Below are 25300 nucleotides of genomic sequence, written 5' to 3'. Positions count from 1 at the left end.
AATTATTTTATTTCAATTTTATTGTATTCATCTGAAAAATGAACGATTAGCACTTCGATAAATCGTCCTAATAAATACCCGAAATCATTTTGAAAATCCAATTTTACACCTTCAATTTCAGTGACTCTGAAGTATAATTTTTGATTGCTAACACTTTCTACGAATGGTTTTACATAATGTTCATTTTCCCATTGTTTTGATTTTGTGGAATGATAATATATATTATAACCTTGTTCATCTTTTTTTGCCTCCCAGGTTTCAAGCTTATTTTTTATTTTGCTAAAAATTGCAGAGGCTAGTTTTTTTGCATCATCGGTGTGAATGATTATTTCCATGAGAAAAATTTGTTTTTTGGTTGTTAATAAATTAATAAAATAAATAGAGTGCAACAAAATCAACTTTCTGTCGGTTTAATTCTGCCAGTTAACTCATAATTTAAATACGAGAATTAGACTTGGCTTAACCTTTGTTTTTTTCAGACCAAACATACAATGATGTTTTTTTTATATTTTATGCTTTTCCATAATATGCAAAATAATTCTTTTAATAATTATAAGTCCACCGTATAAATACCTATTTTATTTATTTTTTGAGCATAAAAAAAGATGCCTAAGCATCTATTATATTTAAAACAAATCTTTAATATCAACCTTTAAGGCTATTGCAATTAATGTTAAAGTTTTTAATGTTGGATTGGTTTCTCCTCTTTCTATTCTTGCAACCTGATTTACTGACATACCAATTTCAACAGCCAATTTAGATTGAGAATATTGATCTTTTTCTTCTCTAATTTTCCTTATAGTAGCTCCAAGCTTCTTTTGTACTTTATTTATTTCTATATCTTCCACATGTTAAATTTGCAGTATAAAAAAATATTAATCCTACACATATATGTGTAGTTGTTATTTTTTTTCATTATATTTGTTTTTGAATTTATATATTTGCGATTCTTCACATAAAGATATTTGAAGCATTCGCTTAGAATCTCGACTTGAAAACTGGAAATTTAAAAGGAACGAGAGGATAAGTAAGATGCTCACGCCTATGGCGTGGGCTCACTTATTGTTCCTCGGTATTTCCAGTACCTCAAGTCAATAAGCTGAGTTCCGCGCCTTTTTATTTGGTTCTTCATCGCTTATATTTCTTAGCAATACTTTAAATTAAAAATGACTTCGCATTATAAGAAGGCTTAATCTTATAACTCATTTATTAATGTAAAAAAAAATATATTATGACCATTAAGTCGTTTACTTAATGCATAAAAAATGGCCCTCAGCTGCAGCGACCAAACTAGAGCAGAGGACCTTAGCTAATCAAATCCATATTTAACTAACCAATCCCAATATTATGAATTATTTTTCATTTTCCAAGGATGGAAGAGCTCTTTATTGCCTATTTTTTGCTGGCGTACTGTTGTCTTTTTCCACCATTTATTCCAGAAATTTTCGGAATTCCAAAGCCGTTCCCTGCCAGCGAAATGTGGTTCAGGGTATTGTAAGTGATGGCTCATCTCCGCTGCCCGGAGTTACCATCAGTCTTAAAAGCAATAAGAATTCAGCCGTAATCACAGATTACAACGGCCACTATTCAATTGAAGCTTCTCCTCGGGATACATTGATAGTATCTTTCATTGGATTCAAAACAAAATTTATTCCAGTAAATGACAGGGCTAAAATTGACATTAAACTTGAATATGATACTACAACCCTACAGGAGGTTCGGGTAAATGCTGGTTATTATTCCGTAAAGGAACGTGACCGAACGGGGAGTATTGCCCGAATTACCTCCAAAGATATTGAAACGCAGCCTGTCACTAATGTGCTGGCTACAATGCAGGGGCGCATGGCTGGAGTAAATATAGTGCAGAATTCAGGAATGCCAGGCAGTGGATTTTCTATAGAAATACGCGGGCTGAACAGTTTAAGAAACGACGGAAACACCCCGCTGTATATTATTGATGGCGTCCCTTATTCTTCCCAAAGCATCGGAAGCTCCTATACATCGGGCAATATGTCTTCCCAGAACAGTCCTCTTAACAGCATAAACCCATCAGACATTGCTTCCATAGAGGTGCTTAAAGATGCCGACGCGACAGCCATATACGGTTCGCGCGGGGCAAACGGTGTTGTCCTTATCACCACACGCAAAGGAAAGAGCGGTAAAACCTCTTTTACGGCATCGTACTCAAATGGAATCGGAAAGGTTACCCGCTTTAAGGATGTTCTGGATACTCCGCGTTACCTGGCAATGCGAAAAGAGGCATTTGCAAACGACGGTGTGACACAGTATCCTGCATCAGCATATGATGTAAACGGCACATGGGACCAGAACAGAAACACAAACTGGCAGAAAGAGCTTATAGGTGGAACGGCAGACTATACTAACATACAGTCCTCAGTCTCGGGAGGGTCTGAAAAAACGCAGTTTCTGCTGAGCGGCAATTACTCTCGCGAAACAACCGTATTTCCCGGTAATTTTGATTATGTAAAGGCAGGCGGGCATTTCAGCGCCAGCCATGAATCGGAAGACAAAAGATTCAGACTGAATTTTTCTGCAGTATATGCAGGACAGTTCAGTACTCTCCCTTCTGTGGATTTTACCCAGACATCGGCCATGCTTGCTCCAAATGCGCCCGCCCTATACGATGCAGCAGGCAGTCTGAACTGGGAAAACAACACCTTTGATAACCCGCTGGCTCCCTTGAACGGAAAAACCAATGGAAATACCTATGATCTGCTTTCAAATGCGATTCTAACCTATGATATCGGTGTAGGTTTTTCTGCCGGCGGAAGTTTTGGATACACCTCTCTTAACCAGAAGCAGCAGAACCTGCAGCCCAACACGATTTACAATCCTGCAAATGGTCTGGGAAGCGAGTCCTCCTCTGTATTTACCAATAAAATCAGCCGCAGCTCGTGGATCATCGAGCCAAAGCTTTCATGGACAAAAAATCTGGGAAAGACTGCAATTGATGCGCTGGCAGGCACTACCTTCCAGCAGCAGAATGCAGACCAGCTGATCAACTACTACAAAGGCTTCTCCACTAACAGCCTGATGGAAAATCCTCAGTCAGCAGTGACCAATACAATATTGAACAGCAATGAAAGCGTCTATAAATACCAGGCGTTTTTCACAAGGGTCAATTTTAATTATGACGGAAAGTATATCCTGAATCTTACCGGAAGACGTGACGGATCAAGCCGATTCGGGCCCGGAAGGCAGTTTGCCACTTTCGGGGCAGTCGGGGCGGCGATGATTTACAGCGGGGAAAAATGGATAAAGGATAACATTCCTTTTTTAAGTTTCGGTAAGATCCGTGCTAGTTACGGGACAAGCGGAAACGACCAGATAGGCGATTACCAGTTTCTAGACACCTACTCTGCCTCAGCGGCACGATACCAAGGTATTTCAGGGCTCCAGCCAAGCAGGCTTTTTAATCCTGATTTCGGATGGGAAACCAACCGCAAGATGGAATTGGCACTTGAAAACGGCTTCATCAATGACAGGATCTTTACATCTGTTGCATGGTTTCAGAACCGTTCCTCCAGCCAGCTTGTAGGCATTCCCCTTCCCGGCACGACAGGTTTTGCCTCCATTCAGGGAAATCTTGATGCCGAAGTGCAGAACATGGGAATAGAAATAGCCATCAGAACCGTAAATGTGAAAAGCGGAGATTTCAGCTGGACTTCAAGTTTTAATCTTACCAGCATCAGAAATAAACTGCTTTCCTTTCCCAGTCTTGAAGCCTCGACTTATAAAAACCGATATGTGATCGGAAAACCCTTGAATCTTGTCAAGGTATTCCATTATACGGGTCTTGATGCTGCAGGCAGCTATCAGTTTGAAGATGTAAATAAAGACGGAAACCTGACTGCCGTTGAGGACAAAAAGACCATTAAGGACCTGAATCCGAAATACTACGGAGGACTGCAGAATCAATTCCGCTTCCGCGGCGTGGAGCTTGATTTCCTGTTCCAGTTCGTGAAACAGGAAAATTTCAATGAAAATTTCGGAAATCCCATGCCGGGCACCATGTCTAACCAGCCAAGCGGCGTGACATCTCATTGGCAGAATGCAGGAGATATGGGACCATACCAGGGCTACAGCGACAGCAATGCAGCCAGAAGAACTACCAATACCAGATATATACAGAGTGATGCCGCGATCAGCGACGCTTCCTATATACGCTTGAAAAATATCTCTTTGTCCTATGAGCTGCCCAAAAGCTGGACAAAAAGCATAAACTGCAGACTGAGCGTTGAGGGACAGAATGTGCTGACATTCACCAAGTACAAAGGCATAGACCCCGAGTTTAAAGTTTCCGGATTCCTGCCTCCTCTTCGGATCTTCAGCACCAGCATACAGCTAACTTTTTAACCTTAGATCTTTTATTATGAAAACATTATATTATAAAATAGACATTGCACTGGTGCAGCTCTTCCTTTTGGTTATCGCGTCAGCCTGCTCTAATTTTACCGATGTGGAGCTTCCCTCATCGCAGCTGACAGCCGGAGCCGTATTCGAAGATAGAGTTACAGCCAATGCCGCCGTGACCGATATTTATTCCAAAATAAGGGACAAGGGACTGCTCACAGGATATCCGACAGGACTTTCAAACCAGCTGGGCCTGTACAGCGATGAACTTCAGTATTATGGAATTTCAGGAACGGGACAGGCTAATTTCTACAATAATTCCCTGACAGACACCGATGCCGAGATATCCGAACTGTGGAACAGCAGCTACAATCAAATCTATGCCGCCAATGCGGTTGTGGAAGGGCTTGCAAAATCAGCAACGGTGCCGCTGGCTGACAGACATCAGCTGACCGGCGAAGCGCTGTTTGTCCGCGCCTTGATTCATTTTTATCTTTTCAACACATTTGGGCCGGTTCCCTATATTACTTCAACTGATTATAAAAAGAACAGCACTGTGGCAAGAATGCCAGAGCAGGATCTATACAGCAGTATCAGAAAGGACTTGGAACAGGCCGCCGAACTTCTGCCAAGAAATTATGTTTCGGCCGACAGGTCGCGTCCAAACAGAGCTGCCGCGCAGGCGCTCCTATCACGTCTGTATCTTTATAATCAGCTTTGGGACCAGGCTTCCAATACGGCCTCAGCAGTAATTAACCAGACTGATTTATACATCTGGCCTTCCACACTGGATCTGCTATTTGAAAAGGAAAGCCGCTCCACGATCTGGCAGCTGACCCCGTCACTGGCAGGAGCAAATACTTATGAAGGGAATAACTTTATTTTTCTGCAGGGGCCGCCGCCTTCGGCAGCTTTGAGCAATAACCTTCTCAATGCATTCACCACAGGCGACAGGCGCAAGACACAGTGGATCAAATCGGTAACCAACGGTACATCTGTATGGTATCATTCCTATAAATACAAAAGAAAAGCCAGCACCGCAGTGAGTGCTGAATATTCGGTCATTCTGCGTATTGCCGAACAGTACCTGATAAGATCAGAAGCCCGTGCGCATCAGGGCGATCTCATAGGGGCTAAGGAAGATTTGAATAAAACCAGAAATCTTGCAGGTTTGGGAAATACCACTGCCGGTACGGCGCAGGAAATTATAGAGGCAGTGCTTCTGGAGCGCCGCCTGGAACTATTCACCGAATTAGGACATCGCTTTTTTGATCTCAAAAGGACAGGGAAACTGGACCAGGTTCTTTCAATTTCCAAGCCCCAATGGAAGACATCCGCCAGAGTGCTCCCATTGCCTGAGTCCGAACTGCAGCTGAATCCAAACCTAAATCCCCAGAATGAAAGCTACTAAATTCATATCATCAAGTATTTTTTCCAGGTTTACCTGTTTCATTTTTTGGTTAGTAATCTGTCCCGCAGCTGCGGGGCAGGCTGGCCAAAAAAGAATGCTAACCCGTGACCAATATAAACTTTGGAGCGTCCTTGTGCCTGATAAAATTTCCAGCAAAGGAAATTGGGCAAGCTATCGTCTGCATTATGAGTACAGCAGCACCGACAGTCTTTTTCTTCAGAAGACCGCAGGCACCCGCAGGTATTACTATCCGGATGCAATTGAAGGAAAATTCAATGCAGAATTTCATTTTGCCTGCGTCTCAAAAGACACCATGCATTTACGTGATCTTAAAACAGGAAAAACCCAAAAGATTTCAGGCGTAAAGGCATTTGATTTCTCGGCGGACCATAATTTTACCGCAATAGTAGCAAAAGCAGCCACAGAGAAAGATAATCTCGAGATCAGAAACAGGGCAGGCAGCATTATATATCAGGTAAAGGGTATAACAGCTTACTGTTTTGATCCTGAGCAGAAAGGAATTGCTTTCAGCACTTCTGAAAATAACAGTTCGCAGATGGAACTGATTTTATATCAGAAAGGCATCGTTAGAAAAAAACTGCTGGCAGAACACGGTTCGTCATTTAAAAAACTGCTCTGGAAGGAAGATGGAATTTCATTCACAGATAACAGCCCAGATTACTCTAAATTTTTCTATTACAGTGTCAGCACAGATAAGCTTAATGTGCTGGACCCGAAAACAACCGCAGGCTTTCCGAAGGACATGGATATCGCAGATTCATTTCTCAGCAGGCAGATACACTCCAAAGACGGAAAAAAAGTAATTGTGTGGCTTAAGGAAAAACAGTCGCTCTCTGATGTGATTGATCCCAAAGCAGTGCAGATCTGGAATACAAAAGACAGACTTTTATTTGAATACAGGAAATTTATCGGAGACCTCAGGATGCGCGATAAAATGGCACTGTGGAATGTGCAGGAAAACACGCTTGCGAAGATTACAGACAGGGAATTAGCACGAGGATTTCTGAGCGCAGACTATAGATTTGCATTCATATATGACCCCATTGCTTATGAACCTCAGAACAGGCAGCACTGCCCTTACGATCTTTACGCGGTTGATCTGGCAGATGGAAATAGAACCCTCGTGGTCAGGAATTACAGCATGGAAGAAAAACCATCGGGCTCGCCTGACGGAGGTTATCTCTGTTATGCCAAAAACGGACACTGGTGGATTTATGATATCGTAAAAAACTCCCATGCAAACATCACACAGGAAATTCCTGTTTCCTTTTTTTCAGAAGACAACAACCGCCCTTCCGAAGACAAACCATACGGAATTGGCGGATGGACCCTGGACGGACAAATTATCCTGTACGACAGGTACGATTTATGGAAGATTTCGCTGGATGGAAAAACAAAAAAAAGACTGACCTCGGGCAGGGAAATAAAAAAGTCTTTCCGTATTAAGTCCTTTAATTCCGATCCTGTTTACAGCCCAATCGAATCCAATAAGCATGCTCTGGATTTAAACGGGAACTTATTTCTGGAATCATCAGACAAAGAACTTCCCGCGTCTGGTCTGAGCACCTGGAATTCAAAATCGGGTGTAAAGGAAATGGTCTGGGAAAACAAAAAAATAAACCAGATTGCTAAAGCTTCCGGCAGGGATGTTTTCATGTATCTGGAGCAGAATTTTCAATCCTCTCCAATGCTCATGATCTACAATGGCCGAACAAAAGAAATTTTCCAGAGCAATCCCCAGCAGAAGAATTTTTACTGGAGCAAAAATATAAAAATCGAATACGATGCAGACGGTGTAAAAACAAAAGGCATACTTTACTATCCCTCAGACTTTAGGGAGGGAGAAAAATATCCGCTGGTAGTCCGCATTTATGAACGCCAGTTCGGCTACAAAAATGATTATATAAATCCTTCACTGATCGAGGGAGACGGATTCAATATACACAACTATACCAATAACGGATATTTTGTGCTGCTGCCCGATATCAATTATGAATTTGGCAATCTGAAAAAGTCCGTCACCGAGAGTGTCCTTTCTGCAGTTGATGCAGCTGTGGCCCAAGGCAGTATAAATCCCGATAAGGTCGGTCTGATTGGACATTCTTTCGGAGGCTATGAAACCGATCTCATTATTACGCAGACCAACCGCTTTGCCGCGGCAGTATCCGGAGCGCCGTGGACCGATCTGGTAAGCGCCTACCTCTATACAGGCCCTATGTTCAGAAGACCGGATTTCTTCCGCGCTGAAGACCACCAGCTCCGCATTGGAAAATCACTGTACGATGACATGCAGAGTTACCTGAAAAATTCTCCTGTGCTGCTGGCTTCTCAGGTCAGCACGCCTCTGCTTGGCTGGGCGGGAGAAGAAGACAGGCATGTTAATTCAAGGCACAGCATGGAGTTTTATCTGGCACTCAGACGTCTTGGCAAAGACCATACTCTTTTAATATATCCTGGTGAAGAACATCAGCTGGAAAGACATGAAAATGCAACGGATTTAAATCTGCGCATCATGCAGTGGTTCAACTGCTATCTGAAAAATGAAAAAAAACAAGACTGGTTCAGCAGTCCTTACAACTAAATTAATTGCAGAAATAAAATGCCGCCGTAAGCCAAAACTTACGGCGGCATCATTTATAAAGTTAACAAATTAAGGAGTGCTTCTCTTAAGCGGAGTTAAACAGTCCTGTTCAAATAACTGCGTTACATTATCCGGTGCCTTGCAGATCCATTCACCGTCTTCATCACATTCCTGCACAGCATTACAGCTGTCTGGATTTGAAATGTGTCTGTATCCCATCTGATTTACCGGTTTGGAACCTCCAGATATTGAGCTGGTACTTGCAGCACTTGCCAGTCCCAGTGCTGCCACTGCCATTGGCAATCCGATTTTAAAAACATTTTTCATAATAATCAAATTTATATGGTTAATGATCTACTCTTTTACAGGTTTTCGATCAGTTCCCTGCTATTTGGCCAATAGATTGTCGGTGTCATTTTTTATATATTTTGAGGTGATTTTACTGTCGATCTTATAGCTGATGATATAATTGCCTGCCAGTACGTATAACTGATCATTCTGTACAGCAAATTTTTTCATTTTCATGCCTTCATAATGGTAGATGCAAAAACTTAAGAGATAACTTTTTGCGGCAAGATCATACACATCAATTATGCTTGCCTCTTTCCACATTCTGCTGTTTTCATAAAGCCCGGGTATTGCTGAATTTACAAATAGGAGATTTTTATATACGGCACTGTTTTTATTTACAAACAAAGGAGGTTTGGAAAGCTCCCTCTGTCCGTGTTTCACATCCCTGGCTATACTTAATTTTGCTGTTGCTATAGTGTCGATGGTAGTGCCTCTGGAAATGATTTTCAGCGAGCGGTCAGCTATCGTAAACTGGTTTCGGTATGCATAGAGATAAATGATTTTTTCCATACCTTCGCTGTAGAGCAGATGACCGTCAGTATCAAATACTCCGTCTGTCTGCTTCTGTAGGATGTCAGGATTTAAAATCGTTCTGCCCTGCTCTGCCGTTTCAATAATTCCCAATACATTATCTCCGGTTTTCGAGCTGTTTGACAATACGGCAATCCTTACTGAATCAATTGCAGCGGCTGTGGTGAAATACTCACCCTTCTGTCTGGCAAGTTCCGCTTTCCAATCACGCACCTTTCCCCGGAAGATGCATGGAACCGTGCCGTCTGTAACAAAAAAATAAGGAGGCCGTACCGATATTTTTACTCCCCTGAAAGGCAGCTCCTTATTATCCAAATCAATCATGCTTTTTTCCAGCTGGACCAGTCTGCTGCTCAGAACTGTAATTGATAAAGGAGCAGTGGAATTACCAAGATAAACATGCAAATTATCAGCTCCTGCAAAATAATAGGAATTCAGTTTTAAATCATTGACTCCTGTCCGCGTAATTGGGGTATGGGGAAAACGTCTGGTAAGTCTGTTATGATAATGTATAATATTCTCAGAAAATAGAAACATCACGACAACTATGCTGATACTGCTGATTGTGAGAGCAGAAAATAATGCTGTTAATTTTTTTTTGTTTATAAAGTGAAATTTATGCGTGCCACCCCCATGAAGGATTATGCCGAAAACAGCAAGAAAAACAAAGAACAGATTAAAAATCAGATGAGACTGCCAGCCCAGCTTCTCCAGCACGCCGCCGCACGAGCAGGGTACAAAAGAGGTGTAGTTAAGGATTATAAAAATATAGGCCGTGAACATAACCATTAATCCATAGGCTGCGAAAAGCCCCGCAGGCTTGTATTTGGGAATCAAAAGCAGCACGCAGATAAGTATCTCGGTTACAGGCACAATAACTGCCACTTGTTCGGTAAAAGCGCTGAGCAGAGGCGACTGACCCAGCTGGATTCTGAAATGCTGAAAATCCATCAGTTTGCTTGCCGAGGCGTAAATGAACAGCAGTATATACAGCAGACAGATGGTTTCTGTAATGTAATATTTTGTTCGGCTGCTTAAAGTCATAATCTTGCTTTTTAAATTCACTGCTAGTTTCTTTGTGCCCGATGCTGTCGGTAATGATCAATGCAAATGTATATACGAAATTTCTCATAAACACTTTAAAAATCAAGCTAAAAACTTTGAAAATCAGGCAGTTTTATTTTTTAACAGGCATCAAAAAAAATACCTGCATTTTGTAAGAATCATGCAGGCATTTAATAATAGTGTTTGTTTTGGAATCAGCCTTTTATCGAGGCGCTGATCCCGGCAAGTTTTTCATGCAGCTCTATAAGTCCTGCTTTCTGCAGGAACTCTTGAGAGAGACTCTCCAGTTCTTCCTTTCCCTGCTCGTTTATGCTCTCCAGAAGAACCGATGACCCTTCCCTTATCTTCAGCCCGTCCTGTATCAGATGGCTTAAAAGCAGAACATTTTTTCGTGAAATTTTCAGATCCATCTTCATCGTCTCATTCATGCCAGGGATACTCAGCACCGTATCAAAAACCCTGGCAGCATCATTTGCTGTAATCATAATTTATCATTTAAAAATTAATACTTCACTCACCGTAAAATTATAAAGTATAATCCCTATCTACCCTACTCAAAATTTGGGGAGGATTGCAGGGCGTGTCTGCCTTTTCTAATTTAGCTCTCAGTTAGTTATTCAGTGCTTGTTCATTATCATTTTTTGGAATCCCAAGACAGCTTCTGAATTGGGCTTTCTATAAATTTTAATAGGTATGACAGGTATTGACCAACTATTAGAAAAAGCTGAAAAATGCCTTTTCGAAGCTTTCGGACTGCGGTTTTCTGCAGTCAGCAAGATGTCCGGTTGTATCACAACCGATATCTTGCTGCCCATCTGCTCGGAACTCGCGGGCAGTGATACTTTAAGATTGAATGAAATTGAGACAATGAAAATGAAAAGATCATGGAAGATAAAAACAGTACCAGAAACAGATGGCTCCACATCCGGCTGACCAATGAAGAATTCAATCTTATTGACAGGAATTTCAAAGCATCAGCCTGCCGCAAGCGAAGTGATTTCGTGCGCAGGAACCTGCTGCGCAGACCCATTGTAATGAAGTACAGGAATGAGTCGCTGGATAAATTGCTGCAGGAGCTTATCATGCTGCGGACCCAGCTGAATTTCATGGGCAATAATTTCAATCAGAGCGTCAAAAAACTCCACACCTTAATTGAAATTTCTGATTTCAGAACATGGGTAATTTCTTTTGAATCCGACAGGAACAAATATTTTTCCCTGGTGGATGAAATAAAAAAACACATTGAAAATCTAGCCCAAAAATGGTTGCGGTCATAAACACAGGGCACTCGATAAGAGGTATCTTCACCTACAATGAGAACAAAGTTTTGGAGGGAAAAGCCTTGTGTATCGGGGAGGGAAATTATCCAATGGATCTTGAAAAAATGTCAGAAAATTTTAAGCTCGGCGTATTTTTAAAACAGCTCCAGCTCAATGAAAATGTGAAGCGGTCCGCTGTGCACATCTCACTGAATTTTGACCGGTCCGATACGGACTTATCCAAAGAAAAACTCATGCAGATTGCTGCTTCCTATATAGATAAAATTGGATTCGGATTGCAGCCTTATCTTATCTATCAGCATCACGATGCGCGACATCCCCACATCCATATTGCCACAATAAATGTGAGGGCAGACGGCTCAAGGATTGATATGCACAATATCGGAAGAAACCAGTCCGAAACGGCGCGCAGAGAATTGGAGATTTCTTTTGATCTGGTTCGGGCGGATTCAAGAAAAAAACAGGGGCAGGCGCCCATTAATGCCATTGATGTGGAAAGAATAAAATACGGCGCAATAGATTCCAAGAGAGCAATCGGCTCTGTATTGAATGCAGTCATTCCGCATTACAAATACACCACACTGGGTGAGCTCAACGCAGTATTGAACCTCTATAACGTGAAGGCGGAAATGGGAAAGGAAAATTCAAAAATGTTTCAGAACAAAGGGCTGATCTACCAAATTTTGGACGAGAAAAAAAAGGCTGTAGGGGTTCCGATAAAAGCCAGCAGTTTTTATTCCAAGCCTACCCTTTCCCGGCTTGAAATTAATTTTGCTGCGGCTAAAACTGCGCGTGTGGCAAACATGAAAAGAACCCGGAATGCAGTAGATCTGCTGCTGCTGAAATATCCTTCCATTACGCTTTCTCAGCTCGAAACCCGGCTGGCGAACCAGGGAATAACCGCCGTAGCCAGAAAAAATGAGAACGGGGTAATCTACGGCATGACCTACGTGGACCATAACACCAGATGCATTTTCAACGGCAGCAGCCTTGGACCTGCTTATGCGGCCAAAGGACTCCTTGAGCGTCTTGGCGGATATGCTGAATTTGGAAAACAGTCTGCTGTTCTTGACAGTACAGTAAGCCGGCAGGGTTCTTTTATTTCCGCCGCTGAAGTACAGCGGATAATTGATGATGTGCTTTACGCCGGAACTCCGTCTGATTACGTTCCTAGAGAGCTTAAAAACAAACGGAAAAAAAGAAGAAGAAAAGGTCAGTCCGATAATAAGTAACACATAAAAAACTATAAGCATGCAGACAGGAGAAAATGAACAGGCGCTTCGAAAAATTTTGGATATGACAAGACTGATGAGCATCACAGTGCTGCTTATTCATTTTTATTTTTACTGCTTCCTCTCTTTCAGGAAGTGGAATCTCGCTCCGGATTTTGCCTGCAGGATACTGGAGAATATACATCGTACGGGGCTTCTGGACAGCTTCCATACGTCCAAACTTTTTGCCCTCGCACTGCTGGTTATTTCCCTTATGGGAGCCAGAGGAAGAAAAAATGAAAAGCTAAAAGGTTTGACAGCATTTTATTATATCAGTCTGGGATTGCTGCTTTACTTTGGTTCTTATCTGGCTTTTGCCTTGTTTTTGGATACTGGGATATGTGCTGCAGTATATATATCACTGTGTTCTTTGGGCTATCTGACCACGCTTTCCGGAGGCACGCTCCTGTCTCGCATTATCCGCAGAAAGCTGGATTCAGCAGATATTTTCAACAAGGAAAATGAAACTTTCCCGCAGGAGGAAAGGCTGATTGAAAATGAATATTCCGTTAATCTTCCTGCCCGTTATCACCTCAAAAACAAAGTGCGCCGCAGCTGGATAAACATCATAAATCCTTTCCGCGGCATTCTGGTTCCCGGTACCCCCGGCTCTGGAAAATCATACTTCGTAATCCGCCATGTCATCACCCAGCACATCGCTAAGGGCTTTTGCATGTTCATATATGATTTCAAGTTCGACGACCTCACCATTATAGCTTATAATGCCTGGCTGAAATTCCGTCATCTTTATGCCGTGGAGCCAAAATTTTATATCATAAACTTTGACGACCTCTCCAGAACACACCGATGCAACCCCCTTGATCCGACGGCAATGACAGACATTACAGACGCAGCTGAATCTGCACGCACCATCCTTATGGGACTCAACAGGGAGTGGATCAAAAAACAGGGCGATTTCTTTGTGGAATCCCCGATAAATTTCCTTACCGCAGTCATATGGTATCTTAGAAAATACAACGATGGCGAGTACTGCACCCTGCCCCATGTCATAGAAATGATCCAGACAGATTACGAGAGTCTTTTCACGCTTTTGAGAACCGAAAAAGAGATCGAAGTGCTGATCAATCCCTTTGTCAGCGCATTCCTAAATGAGGCAGTCGACCAGCTGGAGGGGCAGATTGCCTCGGCCAAGATCTCACTGGCAAAACTCTCCTCCCCGCAGCTTTATTACGTGCTGTCAGGCAGTGATTTTACGCTCGATATTAATAACCCGTCAGATCCGAAAATTGTTTCAATGGGAAACAATCCGCAGAAAATACAGACTTACGGAGCGGTGCTTTCCCTTTTTGTCAGCCGTCTTATCAAGCAGGTAAACCAGAAGGGAAAGCTTAAAAGCAGCCTTGTTTTTGACGAATTTCCCACTATCTATCTCAACAATATTGACAGCCTGATTGCAACGGCGAGAAGCAACAGGGTGAGCACCTGTTTGGGGATTCAGGACTTCAGCCAGCTTCGTAAGGACTATGGGCGCGAACAGGCCGATGTGATCATTAACATAGTGGGAAACATCGTCTGCGGACAGGTCAGCGGGGATACAGCCAAACAGCTCTCGGAACGATTCGGAAAGATAATGCAGGACCGAGAAAGCCTTTCCATCAACAGCAGCGACACCTCCATCAGCCGTTCAAGACAGCTCGAATCCGCAGTGCCGCCGTCGAAGATTTCTTCGCTGAGTTCGGGGGAATTTGTAGGGATGACAGCCGATAACCCGGACTGCAAGATTGAGCTTAAAACCTTCCACTGCGAGATCATCAACGACCACGAAAAGATCAAAAAAGAAACGGATAACTACAAAGAAATTCCGGTCATACGTACAATTGATAATGTGATCGTCCAGAAAAATTATCTTCAGATCAAAATTGAGATTCAGGAAATAATCCACAGCGAAATGGAACGAATAATCAAAAGCCCGGCACTTTCATCCCTGGTTCTCAAAAAAGAAAAATAACCTTGTACGCTTATAGTTTTTCTTGAGGCAGGGCAAAAGAAAAATGTTTTTTAGCTGCCGGATTCTTTTAGAATCTGCAGTGTCTTTTCGTCCTGCCCTCCATTGTAATATTTCTCAAGCACCTTCCCAAAATATTCTGGCGTATCAGGCAGCAGTCCAAACAGGGTCATGCAGGATTTCAGTTTCCTTTCGTCCGGCCTGCCCAGGATTTCCAATGTTCTCCATTGAAATGTTTTTTTGAAATGCTTGAAATTATAAAATATTTGAATACCTATTCCAAAGTTAGTGACAGAAATTATGGGACGATTTTCTTATGCTTTACGGAAACCCGTAGAATACTTTTGAAAACATTTTCTACTTTGCGCTTTAGATTAATTTAAGCTGGGAAAACACGCAATTTTTTGCGGATGCAAACACGTATTTCTACTGTAGTTTTCTGTATGCTTCTTTGCTTAAATTAGTCCCCTAATCCAATTCTAATTATGATTGAGCATTACTTTGATTATAACCAGGACAGAAAAGACTTCTGTTTTGAATTTTTCTATGTTACCCAAAATAAAAAAGTAGATGCTGCATTTCTTGAAGATCTGAAAGAGAAGGTCCTCTTATCATATCGCTCAATCGAGGCGCTGAAGTTTCATCTGAGCGAATCATCTGAAGACGAAATTAAAAAATATGTTACAGACTATGTAATACCGGAAAATGCCGGCATCATTGACCGTATTGTAAGGCAGGGGGACTGGGGAGAAATTGTTGCAGGACTGATTGTGGCAAATATTCAAAAACTTAGCATACCGATCCACAAACTGCGATGGAAAATAAATAAAAACAAATCAGTATTTGGCACAGACTTGATCGCCTTTAATCCGGGAGATCCGATAACAGACATACATTATTATGAAATAAAGACCAGGGTCGCCTCGCATCAAAAAGAAGGCACAAACCCAAATCGCAACTATATCTCAATCATTGCCCACAATAGCCTTGCAAAAGAAAACAATGTACCCAATGAAATGCTGGCTGACTTTCTTATGAGGTATTATGTCGAGCAGAACGACTATGCATCTGCAGCAAAATTTAAAGACATCGTTAAGAATCCTTCAGCTTACAACAGAAATTTTGAATTGTTTTTTATTGTGGAAGAGAACAATTACACTGACACAATTTTTGATGAACTTCACAACCTTCCACCGCAGCTTGCCCCTTTGCGCGTTACCGTAATTATCATTAAAGATCTGCAGAAAATTATTGATGAAACATGGCAAGATATTGACCAGCGCTTGGTGGACATGATAAAAAAATAAAATGACTAGACAGGAATATACCCAGTTTATTGACAGCGAAGTTAGGAATGTCTTGAAAGACACTACCCTTGCCAGCTACAAGAACCAGATTTTCGCCTGGCGCCTTAATGCATCCTTTACAAGATCGTTCCAGATTGATTACCTGTGGAACCGTGCAGTATTTCTTTCAAGCAGCTGCGCATATCTGCTGGAGCAGGACGGCGACACAAGAATAATTACGACAGGTTTGAAATCCAGCGCGGAAATCTTTGAATATCTAAGCGAACTCAAAGAATTAGCAGAGCTTTATGATAAGGACTCTGTCCTTCTTCTCTCTGCATTGTGCTATGATCTGTCCGGATATCAGGCAAATGCCTACTGCATTGCGCAGCAGATTGGCGAATTTATATTTGATGACGAAAGATCCGAAACAAGCACTGATTCCGAAAGCTACATCGTTAGGCAGATAACCTATATTCTTTTAAAAAAAATACCCGAGGCAAAGGCCAATATCCAGGCCGCGGATGATCTCGGCATTATACTTTTTGATGATGCTTTGTCAAAATGGTGTGATGCTATTTTCAGGCTTTCTGAAGACACCGGATATCAAGAAGCTTTTGAGAGAGTCTACCAATATTATCTAAAAAGGCACAATATTTTTATCTCGCATCTTCTATCTCTTTTAAAGACACGCATTGCTGTTTTTGAGAACAAATCAATCTGGAACACGCTCAAAAAAAACGGACATATTGCAGAGAGCAAAGTTTGGAGAAAATATGTAAAACTTTTGGCGCATGACTATTATGACAGCAATTCTATAAAAAATATCGGGAACCGCAGATCAGTATTTGAACTCTGGACTTCCCAGCATAGGGCAATCGAGCAGGGGCTTCTTGAAAGAAATGAAAACTTTGTAGTTCAAATGCCCACCAGCGCCGGCAAAACTTTCATTGCTGAACTTTCAATATTAAAAAACCTTACTGAGTTTCCTGATAAGAAATGCATTTATGTCGCACCTTTCAGGGCGCTTACAAGCGAAAAAGAGATTGAGCTTGGCAGGTACTTTTCCAAGCTCGGCTACTCAGTCTCCGCCCTTTCCGGGAGCTATGAAGTGGACAGCTTCCAAGATGTAATAATCTCCCAGACAGATGTCCTGATAGCCACTCCCGAAAAAATCGATATGCTCGTTCGAATAAATCCCGAACTCTTTAAAGGCATTTCCCTAATGGTTGTGGATGAAGGCCACATTATCGGCGAAGTGAGCACAAGAGCAGCTTTGCTGGAATTTTTGATCATACGATTGAAAATTAAATTTCCTGAAATAGCATTCTTGTTCATTTCGGCAGTTATGCCTCCAAAAAATGCAGACCAATATGCGCAGTGGCTTAGCGGCGAGCAGGAGAACGTGCTGCGATCCCTTCAGTTTCCTGACAGTCCCGTAACTGAAGAATGGGAACCTACACGCAAATTGATTGGAAGCTTCACCTGGACGAAAGGGGGAAGCCAGATCGGATTTAAAAATTTTGAAGAAACTGAGACGCTTACTTCAATCGGGAAATCATTTGTACCAAATTACCTCATGCACAGAGAAATTGGAGGAAAATATCCTACTGTAAAAACCAAGCCCGCAACTACTGCAGCTCTGGCCTACAGAATGACTTTCGAAGGCAATACGCTGGTGTTTTGCGGACAGCCTAGACGTACCCTGACCATAGCAAACCAATTATTGCAAATCTTACAGGGCATTGATATCGATCTGCCGGAATGGTTTGAGGCCGATGAGGGCAAGGAATCATTTTATTACACAAAAATGTGGTATGGAGAAGACGATCCCATAACGCAGTCTATCAGGCATGGTATTGGAATTCATTTCGGGGATATGCCTGAACAAGTAAGGAATTCTGTAGAGCATGATTACCGTACAGGAAGATTAAGACTGCTGCTGTCGAGCAATACGGTCGGACAGGGTCTTAATTTTCCAATAAAGAACTTGATTTTTTACAATCTGGCAATTGGACATGGCGACGATGGGCAGATATTGATTTCAAAGAGGGACTTTTGGAATATTGTCGGAAGAGCTGGACGCGCTGGCAAAGAAACGGAAGGAAAAATAATTTTTGTAATAAATACCCCTATTGATCTGAATAATTATAAAGAATTCACCAATAGGGATAATCTGGAGGAAGCAGACAGCCTATTCTCTAAAGTCATAAATACATATAACCGCAGGAGAATTAACCGCATAGTTCGTGACAGGCACTTGTCAATTTTATCGGAAACATTCCTGATGGAAATGTTTACCGAGGAAATCATTGGGACTGATTATGAAGAAATCATAAACGATATTATCGACAATAGCCTTTTCAAATTCCAGCTCGATGAGGATGACCTTGAACTGATAAAAAGGTCTTTCCGCAGTACTTTTAAGAAGTTTGAGGAAAATCTTGACGTCTCCGATGCTGAAATATATAAGCAGTCCGGTTTTACTTACGACAGCAATATCATAATTGATGACTTTATCATCAAGCATCTGGAAGAACTGAACGGCTATTTGGAAGATGACAATCATTTTGATTTCTGCAGGCTTGTTTTTGAGTTTTTGCTTGATGCAGGATTAGAGGAACTGGATGATCGCAAGCTGACAAATATAGGTCTTACTGTCGAGATGCATTATCCAATCATAGAAATGTGGATTTCCGGCGAGCCTCTCGAAGAAATTATCGAACAGTGGAAAAAGAATAAAAACATAGAAAGTTTCCATCTGTTTCTTTCAAAAGGTCTTTATTATCTGTATCCATGGGCATTTACTGCCTTTACCAACATTATGATTTACAGGCTCGGAATTGAAAGGGATGATGTGCCGTACAATATTGCCAACTTATCATCCTACCTGAAATATGGACTGCCTGATTCAGCAGGCTGCTTGGCCAGATCGCTTGGAATTAAGAACAGGGATGCGGTCGTTGTGCTTACCGAACTGGCATCCGGACGAACAGGTCCTGATTTTATAAAATGGCTTTCAAATTTGAGTACCGGCAGAATCAATAGTTTGGAACTTTCAGTATTTGATAGGGAAAATATTATCAGCATAAGCAGAAAACTTACGCCTCACCGATTCAACGCTCTTCCCGATGTATTTTCTTTTACAGTAGAAGCAACCTCGGAATTTGCTGGTTATCGCATAAGCTCCCGCAGGGTTTCTGAAGGAGCCGTTCTTGAATATGCAAGAGTACGACGCAGCAATAATCCATATGCCATCTATTTATTATACAAAGGGCACCGCATAGGACGAGTGCCTGCAGAGTACAGCAAGGTTATTTCAGCTGAAATCGACATAAATGATACCGATTATCTGGTGACAGTCAAAGAGGTCATTGCGCACGGAAACTACAACAGTATCATCGTAGAAATGGCTTTGATGGATTTATTGTAAAACCAGAATGCGCATAGCAAAATAAAACGGATTGATTTGGTTTTTCTAGTTTTTGCTTTTTACATGGCAGATAGCAACATCTTTTTAACAAATCGAATTCTTAAAATCCGGAATCGCTTGTACCGAGTATTTGAGCGGCGGCTGATTTTCTCCATCTGAGAACTGAGTCTTTTATAGCAATGAGGTCCCAGTTCTCATCAAGGATGTCTAGTCCCCTAAAGACGGCGGACTCTGTAATATCGCATTGTTTATCCGTATTTAGATTAAACTGGGAAAGCACTCTTTTGGTATGTTTGTGGAACTCCTCATTATCATCTTCTTTATGTTTTATATAATTGGCCAGGCATATTATGAGTTCAATATTTGTGTAACCGGAAGCAGGCAGGATATCTCCGTGCTTGTAATGCTCCAGCTGAAGCTGCTTCCCTCCTTGTTCTGTGAGGTCCTTTATCGAGGCATTTATATAATTTTGAAAAGCGATGAACGCAAGTCCAAAAATATGCTCTGAATCTTCCAGAAAAAACAGTGCGTCATACCATTTGTTCTTTTCACCAGAGCGCTGAAACTCTTTGATAGAACTGCTCAGTCCTTTGATGACCATATTCAGGCTGCTTGCCCTGTAATCAACTTCTAGATAATGCATTGTTTATTTCTTTTTAAGTATGTTTATTCTGCTTTCAAATTACAGCCCTGCTTTTATCTGCTTTATTGCGGCAACCGCATTTTTGCCAAAAACCAGGTTGCCAGCTGCTTGCTGCAACAGGGGCAGGTCTACTGCGTTCCCATAATCTCCAATCTTATCAATAGCGTATCTAATGATTGTATCGGCACTGTCAAACCCATATCTGGCATTTCCGGCAACGGGATCTGCAACGCTTTTCCTGCAGGCTTCAAGCAACTTATCCGGAAACAGATCATAAATCCCCTTGATAGATGTATTCTCATTTTCGTAGAACCGGACAGGGAAATGTGTCTGATAATATGAAAACTGAAGGTTTTTTAATAGATATACTCTAAAAAGTGCCTCATTTTCAAATAGAAGTTGAAATATTGGGGCACAATTCTTTCTTATTTCCTGCTCACTTATATTGGTCCTATTTATCCAATAAAACAGTTTGGTGCCTGCATGCAGCAACTCCGGCTCGCAATCCCGTGCGGCAATATTTTCAATTTCATAATTGTATCTGCCCAAAACCACATAAGCCGCAATCCACGTTTTGACTTTTTCGTAACGCAGTACTGACCCGCTCTGCGGCTTGTCCAGATAATGCAGAAGATACTTGCAGCATCCTTTTCCAAGAAGCTGCTCGGACATAAATATAAGGCCGGGAACAAAAAGTGTATTCTCGCTATAAGAGCGCACCGCCATTGAATAAAAGATTCTTTTGGAAGCTTCGTCCAGTTCCTGCAGTGATTCGAAATAAGCTCTGTTATAGGGATGATCGAACTGGTTCGAATATAAATTAAATGCTTCTCGCCATGATTCTTCTGCTTCCGGCTCCTCCAGCAATTTGCTGATCTCCGATTTTACGCTTTCTTTATGAGATTCTGTATCTTCATCAAGCGCATCTAAATCAGCAAGAGCTTCAAGAACCAAAGTAGAAATCCAGCCGTTTCTCGTTTCTCGGTGGATCTTTTCCAAAGCACTTATCAATGCCTGCTGCTGCATACCATCTGAGGCGCAGTGCGATACGATAAACAATACTTCCACCTTGAGATGATACGGAATAATGTTCCATGATGCTGTAAGCGCCTGATGGATGATAGGATACAAAATGCCCGGGCTTAAATTGATTCGCAGCAGGTGTAGTAGAAAATACAGCTGTCCCGCGGTAATTTCTGAAGGCAGCTGCTGCCTTATCTTTTGGTCCTCAATTTTAGGTTCATTGTCTAAAGCAAAAAGCCCTGAATTGACAAGATTGAAAAGCTGCGAAATTGCTGGCACAGTCTCATAATTTCTAAAAGAAACATATACTGCCGCAAACAAACCATTTTTCAGATTAACCTTTTTTTCTCTAGCCTCTTCAAATAAGGCCTTATAATATTCTTTGATTCTGTTTTCTACAATCCCGATAATGGAAAGAACTTCCTGTAGATGTTCCGCTTCCGATAATTTAAAAGCGAGGACCTGCAGAAATAATTTATCGCTGTTTGTCCAGTTTACCTCAGAAACTGAAGTAGCTTCAATCGGAAAATACTCGTCTGCAGTAAGTATAAAGAAGATTCCCTCCGCATCAAGACGCAATTTTTCAATAACTCTCCCTATACTTTCTTCTGCCCAATTGCTGCAGTATTCCCCTGCTTCGCCTTTAATGATTTCTTGAATTAGTGCAATATCAGTTATGCTGTCCAAAAGGCTGTTTCTGACTACAGGCTCTTCAACAGCACCTATTATTAAAAGTCTCTTCTCATCATTTCTGGGAGCATTAAATTCTGAAATCAATTCCTCGGCTTCATTGCTGAATCTTATAACTGCATCTGCAGTAAAAAAATTTAGGATCATCTCATGCTCGAAACTGACTTTTGTAAAATCCCTGACCAGAATGTGTTCTTTTAGGCAGCGGTCCAAAACAAGATCTGATATATTATTCTCCTGCATTATGATGTTCAGCTGGCGCAGGGAGATAGAAAAGTTAATTTCTCGGGACATCCAGTCAGCGGCCAGTGAAAGAAGGAACATTGCCTGGGTTTCAAAGGCAGCAAGCTTTTTTCTGACGTAGAGTTCAAACAAACTGAACCTGCTTATCCTATCAGCGCCGAACTCACCTATTTCTCCAACCATTTTTGCTTCTTGCGCTGTGGAAACATTCGCTAAGACAGGCATTAGCTTCTCAGAATAATTTGAATATTTTGATGCAATGGCCGCTTTAATCTCTATATCCGGCAGTGCCATTCTAAGAAAATCAACTTCGAGGCTTTCAAAATCTGCAATATGGTCCTGAGCTGTTATTATAAACAGCATTTCTTGCTTGTTTGAGATGTCGGCAAGCTGGCTCAGCAGTACTGTTGCTTTTGACGAATCACATTCGTTGATTCCATCTAAAACAAGAAATATTTTTTTTCCGGCTGAATTACAGATTTCAAAAAAATCAGATGCTGAATTAAAGCCATTTTTAATGACTTCATCTTCAATCATCCTGATAAGTCCCGTATCAAAATATTTGGCTTGCAGTATCAGCGGAACCATTTCATCACTGTTGTTCAGCGCCCAGGCTTTTGCCAGAAGCGATTTTCCGCATCCCGATCTTCCAAGAATAATTTTTCCTTGTTTATTAAATGGCAGTCCAAAAAGCTTACGCACATCATAATGTATCTGGTCTTCTCCTAGAAAGATATAGACGATGCCATCAGGTGAGGGCAGGTTGGCTTTTGCCGCATCAGTAAAGTTTTTTATCAGTGCGTCGCAATCGGCATGCACAGCTGTTTGATTGCTCCCCCTGTTCCCAAACTCAATTTCCAAGAATCTCTTTATTTTGTTGAATCGCACATTATCATCCCAGAAAATTGCTTCAATTTCTGAAATGAGATCTGATACAAACAGGATGTCTTTGGATTGGTCAAAAATTTCTTCAGATCCCTCTATTTTGGAGAACTTTTTCTTCTTCGTGCTCAAAATAAGAAATCGAACTCCATTTGTGAATTTTTTGGAAAGTTCAAATTCTTCAAATGTTTTAAGGGTTTTCTTTATTTTGTTTGCGCTGCTCTCTGATGTAATCTGGAAAGCAATTTTCGAAGAAACTGTATTTCCGAGGTCGACACCCGGAAAGTTTATCTTTTCTTTATTTAAATCTTTAAGGTTATATTTATATATCAGATTAAGCAACCTAAGACAGACTCCTTCTGCTACTTTATTGATGTCAAAGTAATTCAGAGAATTTGAAATTTCAATCTCATAAATCCACTTTTTGATGTACTCCTTAATTTCGCTGATTTCTTTCTGCTGGTTTGACATTCTTCTTTATGATACTATCTTAATTTCCAAATTTAATAAATATTGCGTTGAATTTTAAAACCAATTAAACGAATTTGTTGTTAAAGAAAGTGCGCCTAAATGTATAAGAAGTCGCTCGAAACTGTATACCAAATTAGCATTTCCGTCCGCTGCTTTAAAATCTATCTTTATCCTTAATATATAAGTGTTCTTTGAGGCAGTGAAATAAAAAATGTTTTTTTTAGCTGGCGGATTTCTTTAAAATCTGCAGTGTCTTTTCGTCCTGCACTCCATTGTAATATTTTTCAAGTACCAGCCTGAAACAGTCAGGCGCATCAGGCAGCAGTCCAAACAGGGTCATGCAGGATTTCAGTTTTCTTTTGTCTGGCCTGCCCAAGATTTCCAGTGCCGTTTTATTCTCGATTTTAAGCACTGCCTGGGTAATTTCCACCAGCCGTCTGCCCAGTATCGGGTGATTGAGATACTGTGATGCTTCCTGCAGGTTTTCAATGCCGTACAGGATATTATAATCCGTAAATCCCAGTCCTCTCAGCTGCGGGAAAATAAACCACATCCAGTGGGTCTGTTTTCTGCCCGCCCTTATCTCATGCAGCGCATTGCCGTACGTTTCCTGCTGGGCTTCCAAAAAACGGTCAAGGTCATATTGCTTTTCCATCACAGTGTTTTTTTTGCAGCTTGAAATTACAAAATTTTTGAGTGCCTTTCGCAAAACAGGCATCTGAAATTGATTCTGCCTGCCGTAAAAATGGATAGGGAAATCTTCAATGAAAACGGATTAAAAGAGCCGCGAAAATAGCACCCGCAGTCTCCTGCATGCGCATAACGGCCTTGCCGCCCTTCGGGACTTATAGCACTCCGGAAACTTTATCGGGCGCTTGATTTTGTGCTTTCTTTTTTCCCGTTTTTCTTTTGAAAAATTTCATGCGGGGCTTGAGAAAAAACAGATAAATACTCACTTAAAATGTTTCATCATGGAAATCTCAGGACGAATTACAAAAGATGCCGTTACGGCAAAAATTTCAAATGACAGGGAGGTGGTAAATTTCTCCATTGCCGTCAACGACAGCTACAGACCAAAAGGGTCAAGCGAGCTTAAAAAGATTGTGACCTACATCGACTGCTCCTATTGGATGGGTTCCAAAATGGCGCAGTGGCTTAAAAAAGGCACTATGGTCGAACTCTTCGGGCGCATCGGTCTGAGTGTCTACACCAATGCCGAGGGCAGAGCGCTCGGTTCGCTGACCTTTCACACCAGTAATATCAAAATACTGGTTTTCCCGAAAACAGAAAATACTGCTGAAGCTCCCGCATTTCAAAAGAAAAATACAGCAAAAGACGAACCCGACGACCTGCCTTTCTAAATCATGCGCACATTATTTTTTATACACGCCTAATGACAATATTATGGAAGCCTTATCAAAATCCAACTACAGAGAATACCGTGTAGCCGATGCCTTTAATGAGATAATCCTCAAAAACATCACTTCCTATAACGGAAAAAAAAGAGAGCAGCTAAAATCATTCTTTCTTGACCTGCAGCAAGGGGGTTGCGTGAGTGGTATGATTTCCGAATTTATCTACCACGCCGACTGCAAAGAATTTTACATCGAGCATATCGATGACCTTGAAAATATCAGAACCGAACTTGAAGAGGCAATTGGCGAAGCGATCGAAAACCGATTCCAAGCTCCTCACTACACTTTTGTATGTTGGCTCTGCTTTGAAGAATACTGCTATGGCCTCTATTCAAGGCTTTTTGAATAACAGTTCAATCTTAA

General features: G+C 41.5%; 19 protein-coding genes. 10 read left to right on the top strand and 9 right to left on the bottom strand.

Translation table 11 applies throughout. The features are described from left to right. Positions 1-2: 2 nt before the first annotated feature. Together GKZ88_RS10005 and GKZ88_RS22475 are read right to left on the bottom strand one after the other, a co-directional pair. The gene (locus GKZ88_RS10005; protein WP_155102238.1) at positions 3-335 is read right to left on the bottom strand and encodes a hypothetical protein; all 333 of its coding nucleotides are present in this window, start codon (positions 333-335) and stop codon (positions 3-5) included. Between the two features lie 291 nt (positions 336-626). Beyond that, positions 627-848, bottom strand: a complete 222-nt coding sequence (locus tag GKZ88_RS22475; protein WP_347343867.1) for a helix-turn-helix transcriptional regulator — start codon at positions 846-848, stop codon at positions 627-629. Between the two features lie 499 nt (positions 849-1347). Between GKZ88_RS22475 and GKZ88_RS09995 the strand changes: the two genes are divergently transcribed. From GKZ88_RS09995 to GKZ88_RS09985, 3 genes are read left to right on the top strand one after another with little or no spacing between them, the layout of a single operon-like run. Next, the gene (locus GKZ88_RS09995) at positions 1348-4377 is read left to right on the top strand and encodes a SusC/RagA family TonB-linked outer membrane protein (RefSeq protein ID WP_155102237.1); all 3030 of its coding nucleotides are present in this window, start codon (positions 1348-1350) and stop codon (positions 4375-4377) included. A 16-nt stretch (positions 4378-4393) separates the two neighbouring features. After that, positions 4394-5785, top strand: coding sequence for a RagB/SusD family nutrient uptake outer membrane protein (locus GKZ88_RS09990; protein ID WP_155102236.1), 1392 nt, complete (start codon positions 4394-4396; stop codon positions 5783-5785). Further along, positions 5772-8387 (top strand): prolyl oligopeptidase family serine peptidase, encoded by a 2616-nt coding sequence (locus tag GKZ88_RS09985; RefSeq protein WP_155102235.1) that lies wholly within the window; start codon positions 5772-5774, stop codon positions 8385-8387. The genes GKZ88_RS09990 and GKZ88_RS09985 overlap by 14 nt, the downstream gene beginning before the upstream one ends. Positions 8388-8456: 69 nt before the next feature. Here the strand turns inward: GKZ88_RS09985 and GKZ88_RS09980 are convergent, their stop codons facing one another. The 3 genes from GKZ88_RS09980 to GKZ88_RS09970 form a co-directional block, all read right to left on the bottom strand. Beyond that, entirely contained in the window at positions 8457-8714 is a 258-nt protein-coding gene (locus GKZ88_RS09980; protein ID WP_155102234.1) for a hypothetical protein, read from the bottom strand. Between the two features lie 60 nt (positions 8715-8774). Further along, on the bottom strand, positions 8775-10313 hold the full coding sequence (locus GKZ88_RS09975) for a DoxX family protein (RefSeq protein WP_155102233.1): 1539 nt from the start codon (positions 10311-10313) through the stop codon (positions 8775-8777). Between the two features lie 215 nt (positions 10314-10528). Further along, positions 10529-10819, bottom strand: a complete 291-nt coding sequence (locus tag GKZ88_RS09970) for a hypothetical protein (protein WP_155102232.1) — start codon at positions 10817-10819, stop codon at positions 10529-10531. 399 nt (positions 10820-11218) lie between these two features. Between GKZ88_RS09970 and GKZ88_RS09965 the strand changes: the two genes are divergently transcribed. The 3 genes from GKZ88_RS09965 to mobC are packed head-to-tail and all read left to right on the top strand — an operon-like array spanning position 11219 to position 14854. Continuing rightward, positions 11219-11611 carry a plasmid mobilization relaxosome protein MobC gene (locus GKZ88_RS09965; protein ID WP_155102231.1) on the top strand — a complete coding sequence of 131 codons (393 nt, stop codon included), beginning with the start codon at positions 11219-11221 and terminating at the stop codon, positions 11609-11611. Then, the gene (locus GKZ88_RS09960; RefSeq protein WP_155102230.1) at positions 11596-12846 is read left to right on the top strand and encodes a relaxase/mobilization nuclease domain-containing protein; all 1251 of its coding nucleotides are present in this window, start codon (positions 11596-11598) and stop codon (positions 12844-12846) included. Before GKZ88_RS09965 ends, GKZ88_RS09960 begins: the two co-directional genes overlap by 16 nt. A 19-nt stretch (positions 12847-12865) precedes the next feature. Then, complete coding sequence (gene mobC, locus GKZ88_RS09955; RefSeq protein WP_155102229.1) at positions 12866-14854, top strand: conjugal transfer protein MobC; 1989 nt, start codon at positions 12866-12868, stop codon at positions 14852-14854. A gap of 50 nt (positions 14855-14904) precedes the next feature. Here the strand turns inward: mobC and GKZ88_RS09950 are convergent, their stop codons facing one another. Continuing rightward, on the bottom strand, positions 14905-15069 hold the full coding sequence (locus GKZ88_RS09950; protein WP_155102228.1) for a DUF1810 family protein: 165 nt from the start codon (positions 15067-15069) through the stop codon (positions 14905-14907). A gap of 267 nt (positions 15070-15336) precedes the next feature. Here GKZ88_RS09950 and GKZ88_RS09945 point away from each other — a divergent pair, with 267 nt between their 5' ends. Continuing rightward, positions 15337-16158: a hypothetical protein gene (locus GKZ88_RS09945; protein ID WP_155102227.1), complete on the top strand. Its 822-nt coding sequence runs from the start codon at positions 15337-15339 to the stop codon at positions 16156-16158. Between the two features lies 1 nt (position 16159). Beyond that, complete coding sequence (locus GKZ88_RS09940; protein ID WP_155102226.1) at positions 16160-19570, top strand: DEAD/DEAH box helicase; 3411 nt, start codon at positions 16160-16162, stop codon at positions 19568-19570. A 100-nt stretch (positions 19571-19670) separates the two neighbouring features. Here GKZ88_RS09940 and GKZ88_RS09935 read toward each other — a convergent pair whose 3' ends face one another. The 3 genes from GKZ88_RS09935 to GKZ88_RS09925 all read right to left on the bottom strand — a co-directional run bounded on the left by GKZ88_RS09935 (position 19671) and on the right by GKZ88_RS09925 (position 24177). After that, positions 19671-20213: a hypothetical protein gene (locus GKZ88_RS09935; protein WP_155102225.1), complete on the bottom strand. Its 543-nt coding sequence runs from the start codon at positions 20211-20213 to the stop codon at positions 19671-19673. Between the two features lie 39 nt (positions 20214-20252). Further along, the gene (locus GKZ88_RS09930; RefSeq protein ID WP_155102224.1) at positions 20253-23522 is read right to left on the bottom strand and encodes an SMEK domain-containing protein; all 3270 of its coding nucleotides are present in this window, start codon (positions 23520-23522) and stop codon (positions 20253-20255) included. 220 nt (positions 23523-23742) lie between these two features. Further along, complete coding sequence (locus GKZ88_RS09925; protein WP_155102223.1) at positions 23743-24177, bottom strand: DUF1810 domain-containing protein; 435 nt, start codon at positions 24175-24177, stop codon at positions 23743-23745. A 316-nt stretch (positions 24178-24493) separates the two neighbouring features. Between GKZ88_RS09925 and GKZ88_RS09920 the strand changes: the two genes are divergently transcribed. Then, on the top strand, positions 24494-24883 hold the full coding sequence (locus GKZ88_RS09920; RefSeq protein ID WP_155102222.1) for a single-stranded DNA-binding protein: 390 nt from the start codon (positions 24494-24496) through the stop codon (positions 24881-24883). Positions 24884-24926: 43 nt separating this feature from the next. Beyond that, positions 24927-25286, top strand: coding sequence for a hypothetical protein (locus tag GKZ88_RS09915; RefSeq protein WP_155102221.1), 360 nt, complete (start codon positions 24927-24929; stop codon positions 25284-25286). Positions 25287-25300 lie beyond the last annotated feature (14 nt).

It is taken from the genome of Flavobacterium sp. LC2016-01 (assembly GCF_009711135.1).
Taxonomy (GTDB): Bacteria; Bacteroidota; Bacteroidia; order Flavobacteriales; family Flavobacteriaceae; genus Flavobacterium.
The sequence above is the reverse complement of the archived record's forward strand: the minus strand, read 5'-3'. Positions and strand labels throughout refer to the sequence as shown.

Bases quoted from the DNA above. Each gene is read 5' to 3' on its own strand.
- GKZ88_RS09930 (WP_155102224.1), bottom strand. From the start codon at position 23,522: ATGTCAAACCAGCAGAAAGAAATCAGCGAAATTAAGGAGTACATCAAA.
- GKZ88_RS09995 (WP_155102237.1), top strand. From the start codon at position 1,348: ATGAATTATTTTTCATTTTCCAAGGATGGAAGAGCTCTTTATTGCCTA.
- GKZ88_RS09920 (WP_155102222.1), top strand. From the start codon at position 24,494: ATGGAAATCTCAGGACGAATTACAAAAGATGCCGTTACGGCAAAAATT.
- GKZ88_RS09970 (WP_155102232.1), bottom strand. From the start codon at position 10,819: ATGATTACAGCAAATGATGCTGCCAGGGTTTTTGATACGGTGCTGAGT.
- GKZ88_RS09960 (WP_155102230.1), top strand. From the start codon at position 11,596: ATGGTTGCGGTCATAAACACAGGGCACTCGATAAGAGGTATCTTCACC.
- GKZ88_RS09980 (WP_155102234.1), bottom strand. From the start codon at position 8,714: ATGAAAAATGTTTTTAAAATCGGATTGCCAATGGCAGTGGCAGCACTG.
- GKZ88_RS09925 (WP_155102223.1), bottom strand. From the start codon at position 24,177: ATGGAAAAGCAATATGACCTTGACCGTTTTTTGGAAGCCCAGCAGGAA.
- GKZ88_RS09990 (WP_155102236.1), top strand. From the start codon at position 4,394: ATGAAAACATTATATTATAAAATAGACATTGCACTGGTGCAGCTCTTC.
- mobC (WP_155102229.1), top strand. From the start codon at position 12,866: ATGCAGACAGGAGAAAATGAACAGGCGCTTCGAAAAATTTTGGATATG.
- GKZ88_RS09935 (WP_155102225.1), bottom strand. From the start codon at position 20,213: ATGCATTATCTAGAAGTTGATTACAGGGCAAGCAGCCTGAATATGGTC.
- GKZ88_RS09915 (WP_155102221.1), top strand. From the start codon at position 24,927: ATGGAAGCCTTATCAAAATCCAACTACAGAGAATACCGTGTAGCCGAT.
- GKZ88_RS09940 (WP_155102226.1), top strand. From the start codon at position 16,160: ATGACTAGACAGGAATATACCCAGTTTATTGACAGCGAAGTTAGGAAT.
- GKZ88_RS09965 (WP_155102231.1), top strand. From the start codon at position 11,219: ATGGAAGATAAAAACAGTACCAGAAACAGATGGCTCCACATCCGGCTG.
- GKZ88_RS09985 (WP_155102235.1), top strand. From the start codon at position 5,772: ATGAAAGCTACTAAATTCATATCATCAAGTATTTTTTCCAGGTTTACC.
- GKZ88_RS10005 (WP_155102238.1), bottom strand. From the start codon at position 335: ATGGAAATAATCATTCACACCGATGATGCAAAAAAACTAGCCTCTGCA.
- GKZ88_RS09975 (WP_155102233.1), bottom strand. From the start codon at position 10,313: ATGACTTTAAGCAGCCGAACAAAATATTACATTACAGAAACCATCTGT.
- GKZ88_RS09945 (WP_155102227.1), top strand. From the start codon at position 15,337: ATGATTGAGCATTACTTTGATTATAACCAGGACAGAAAAGACTTCTGT.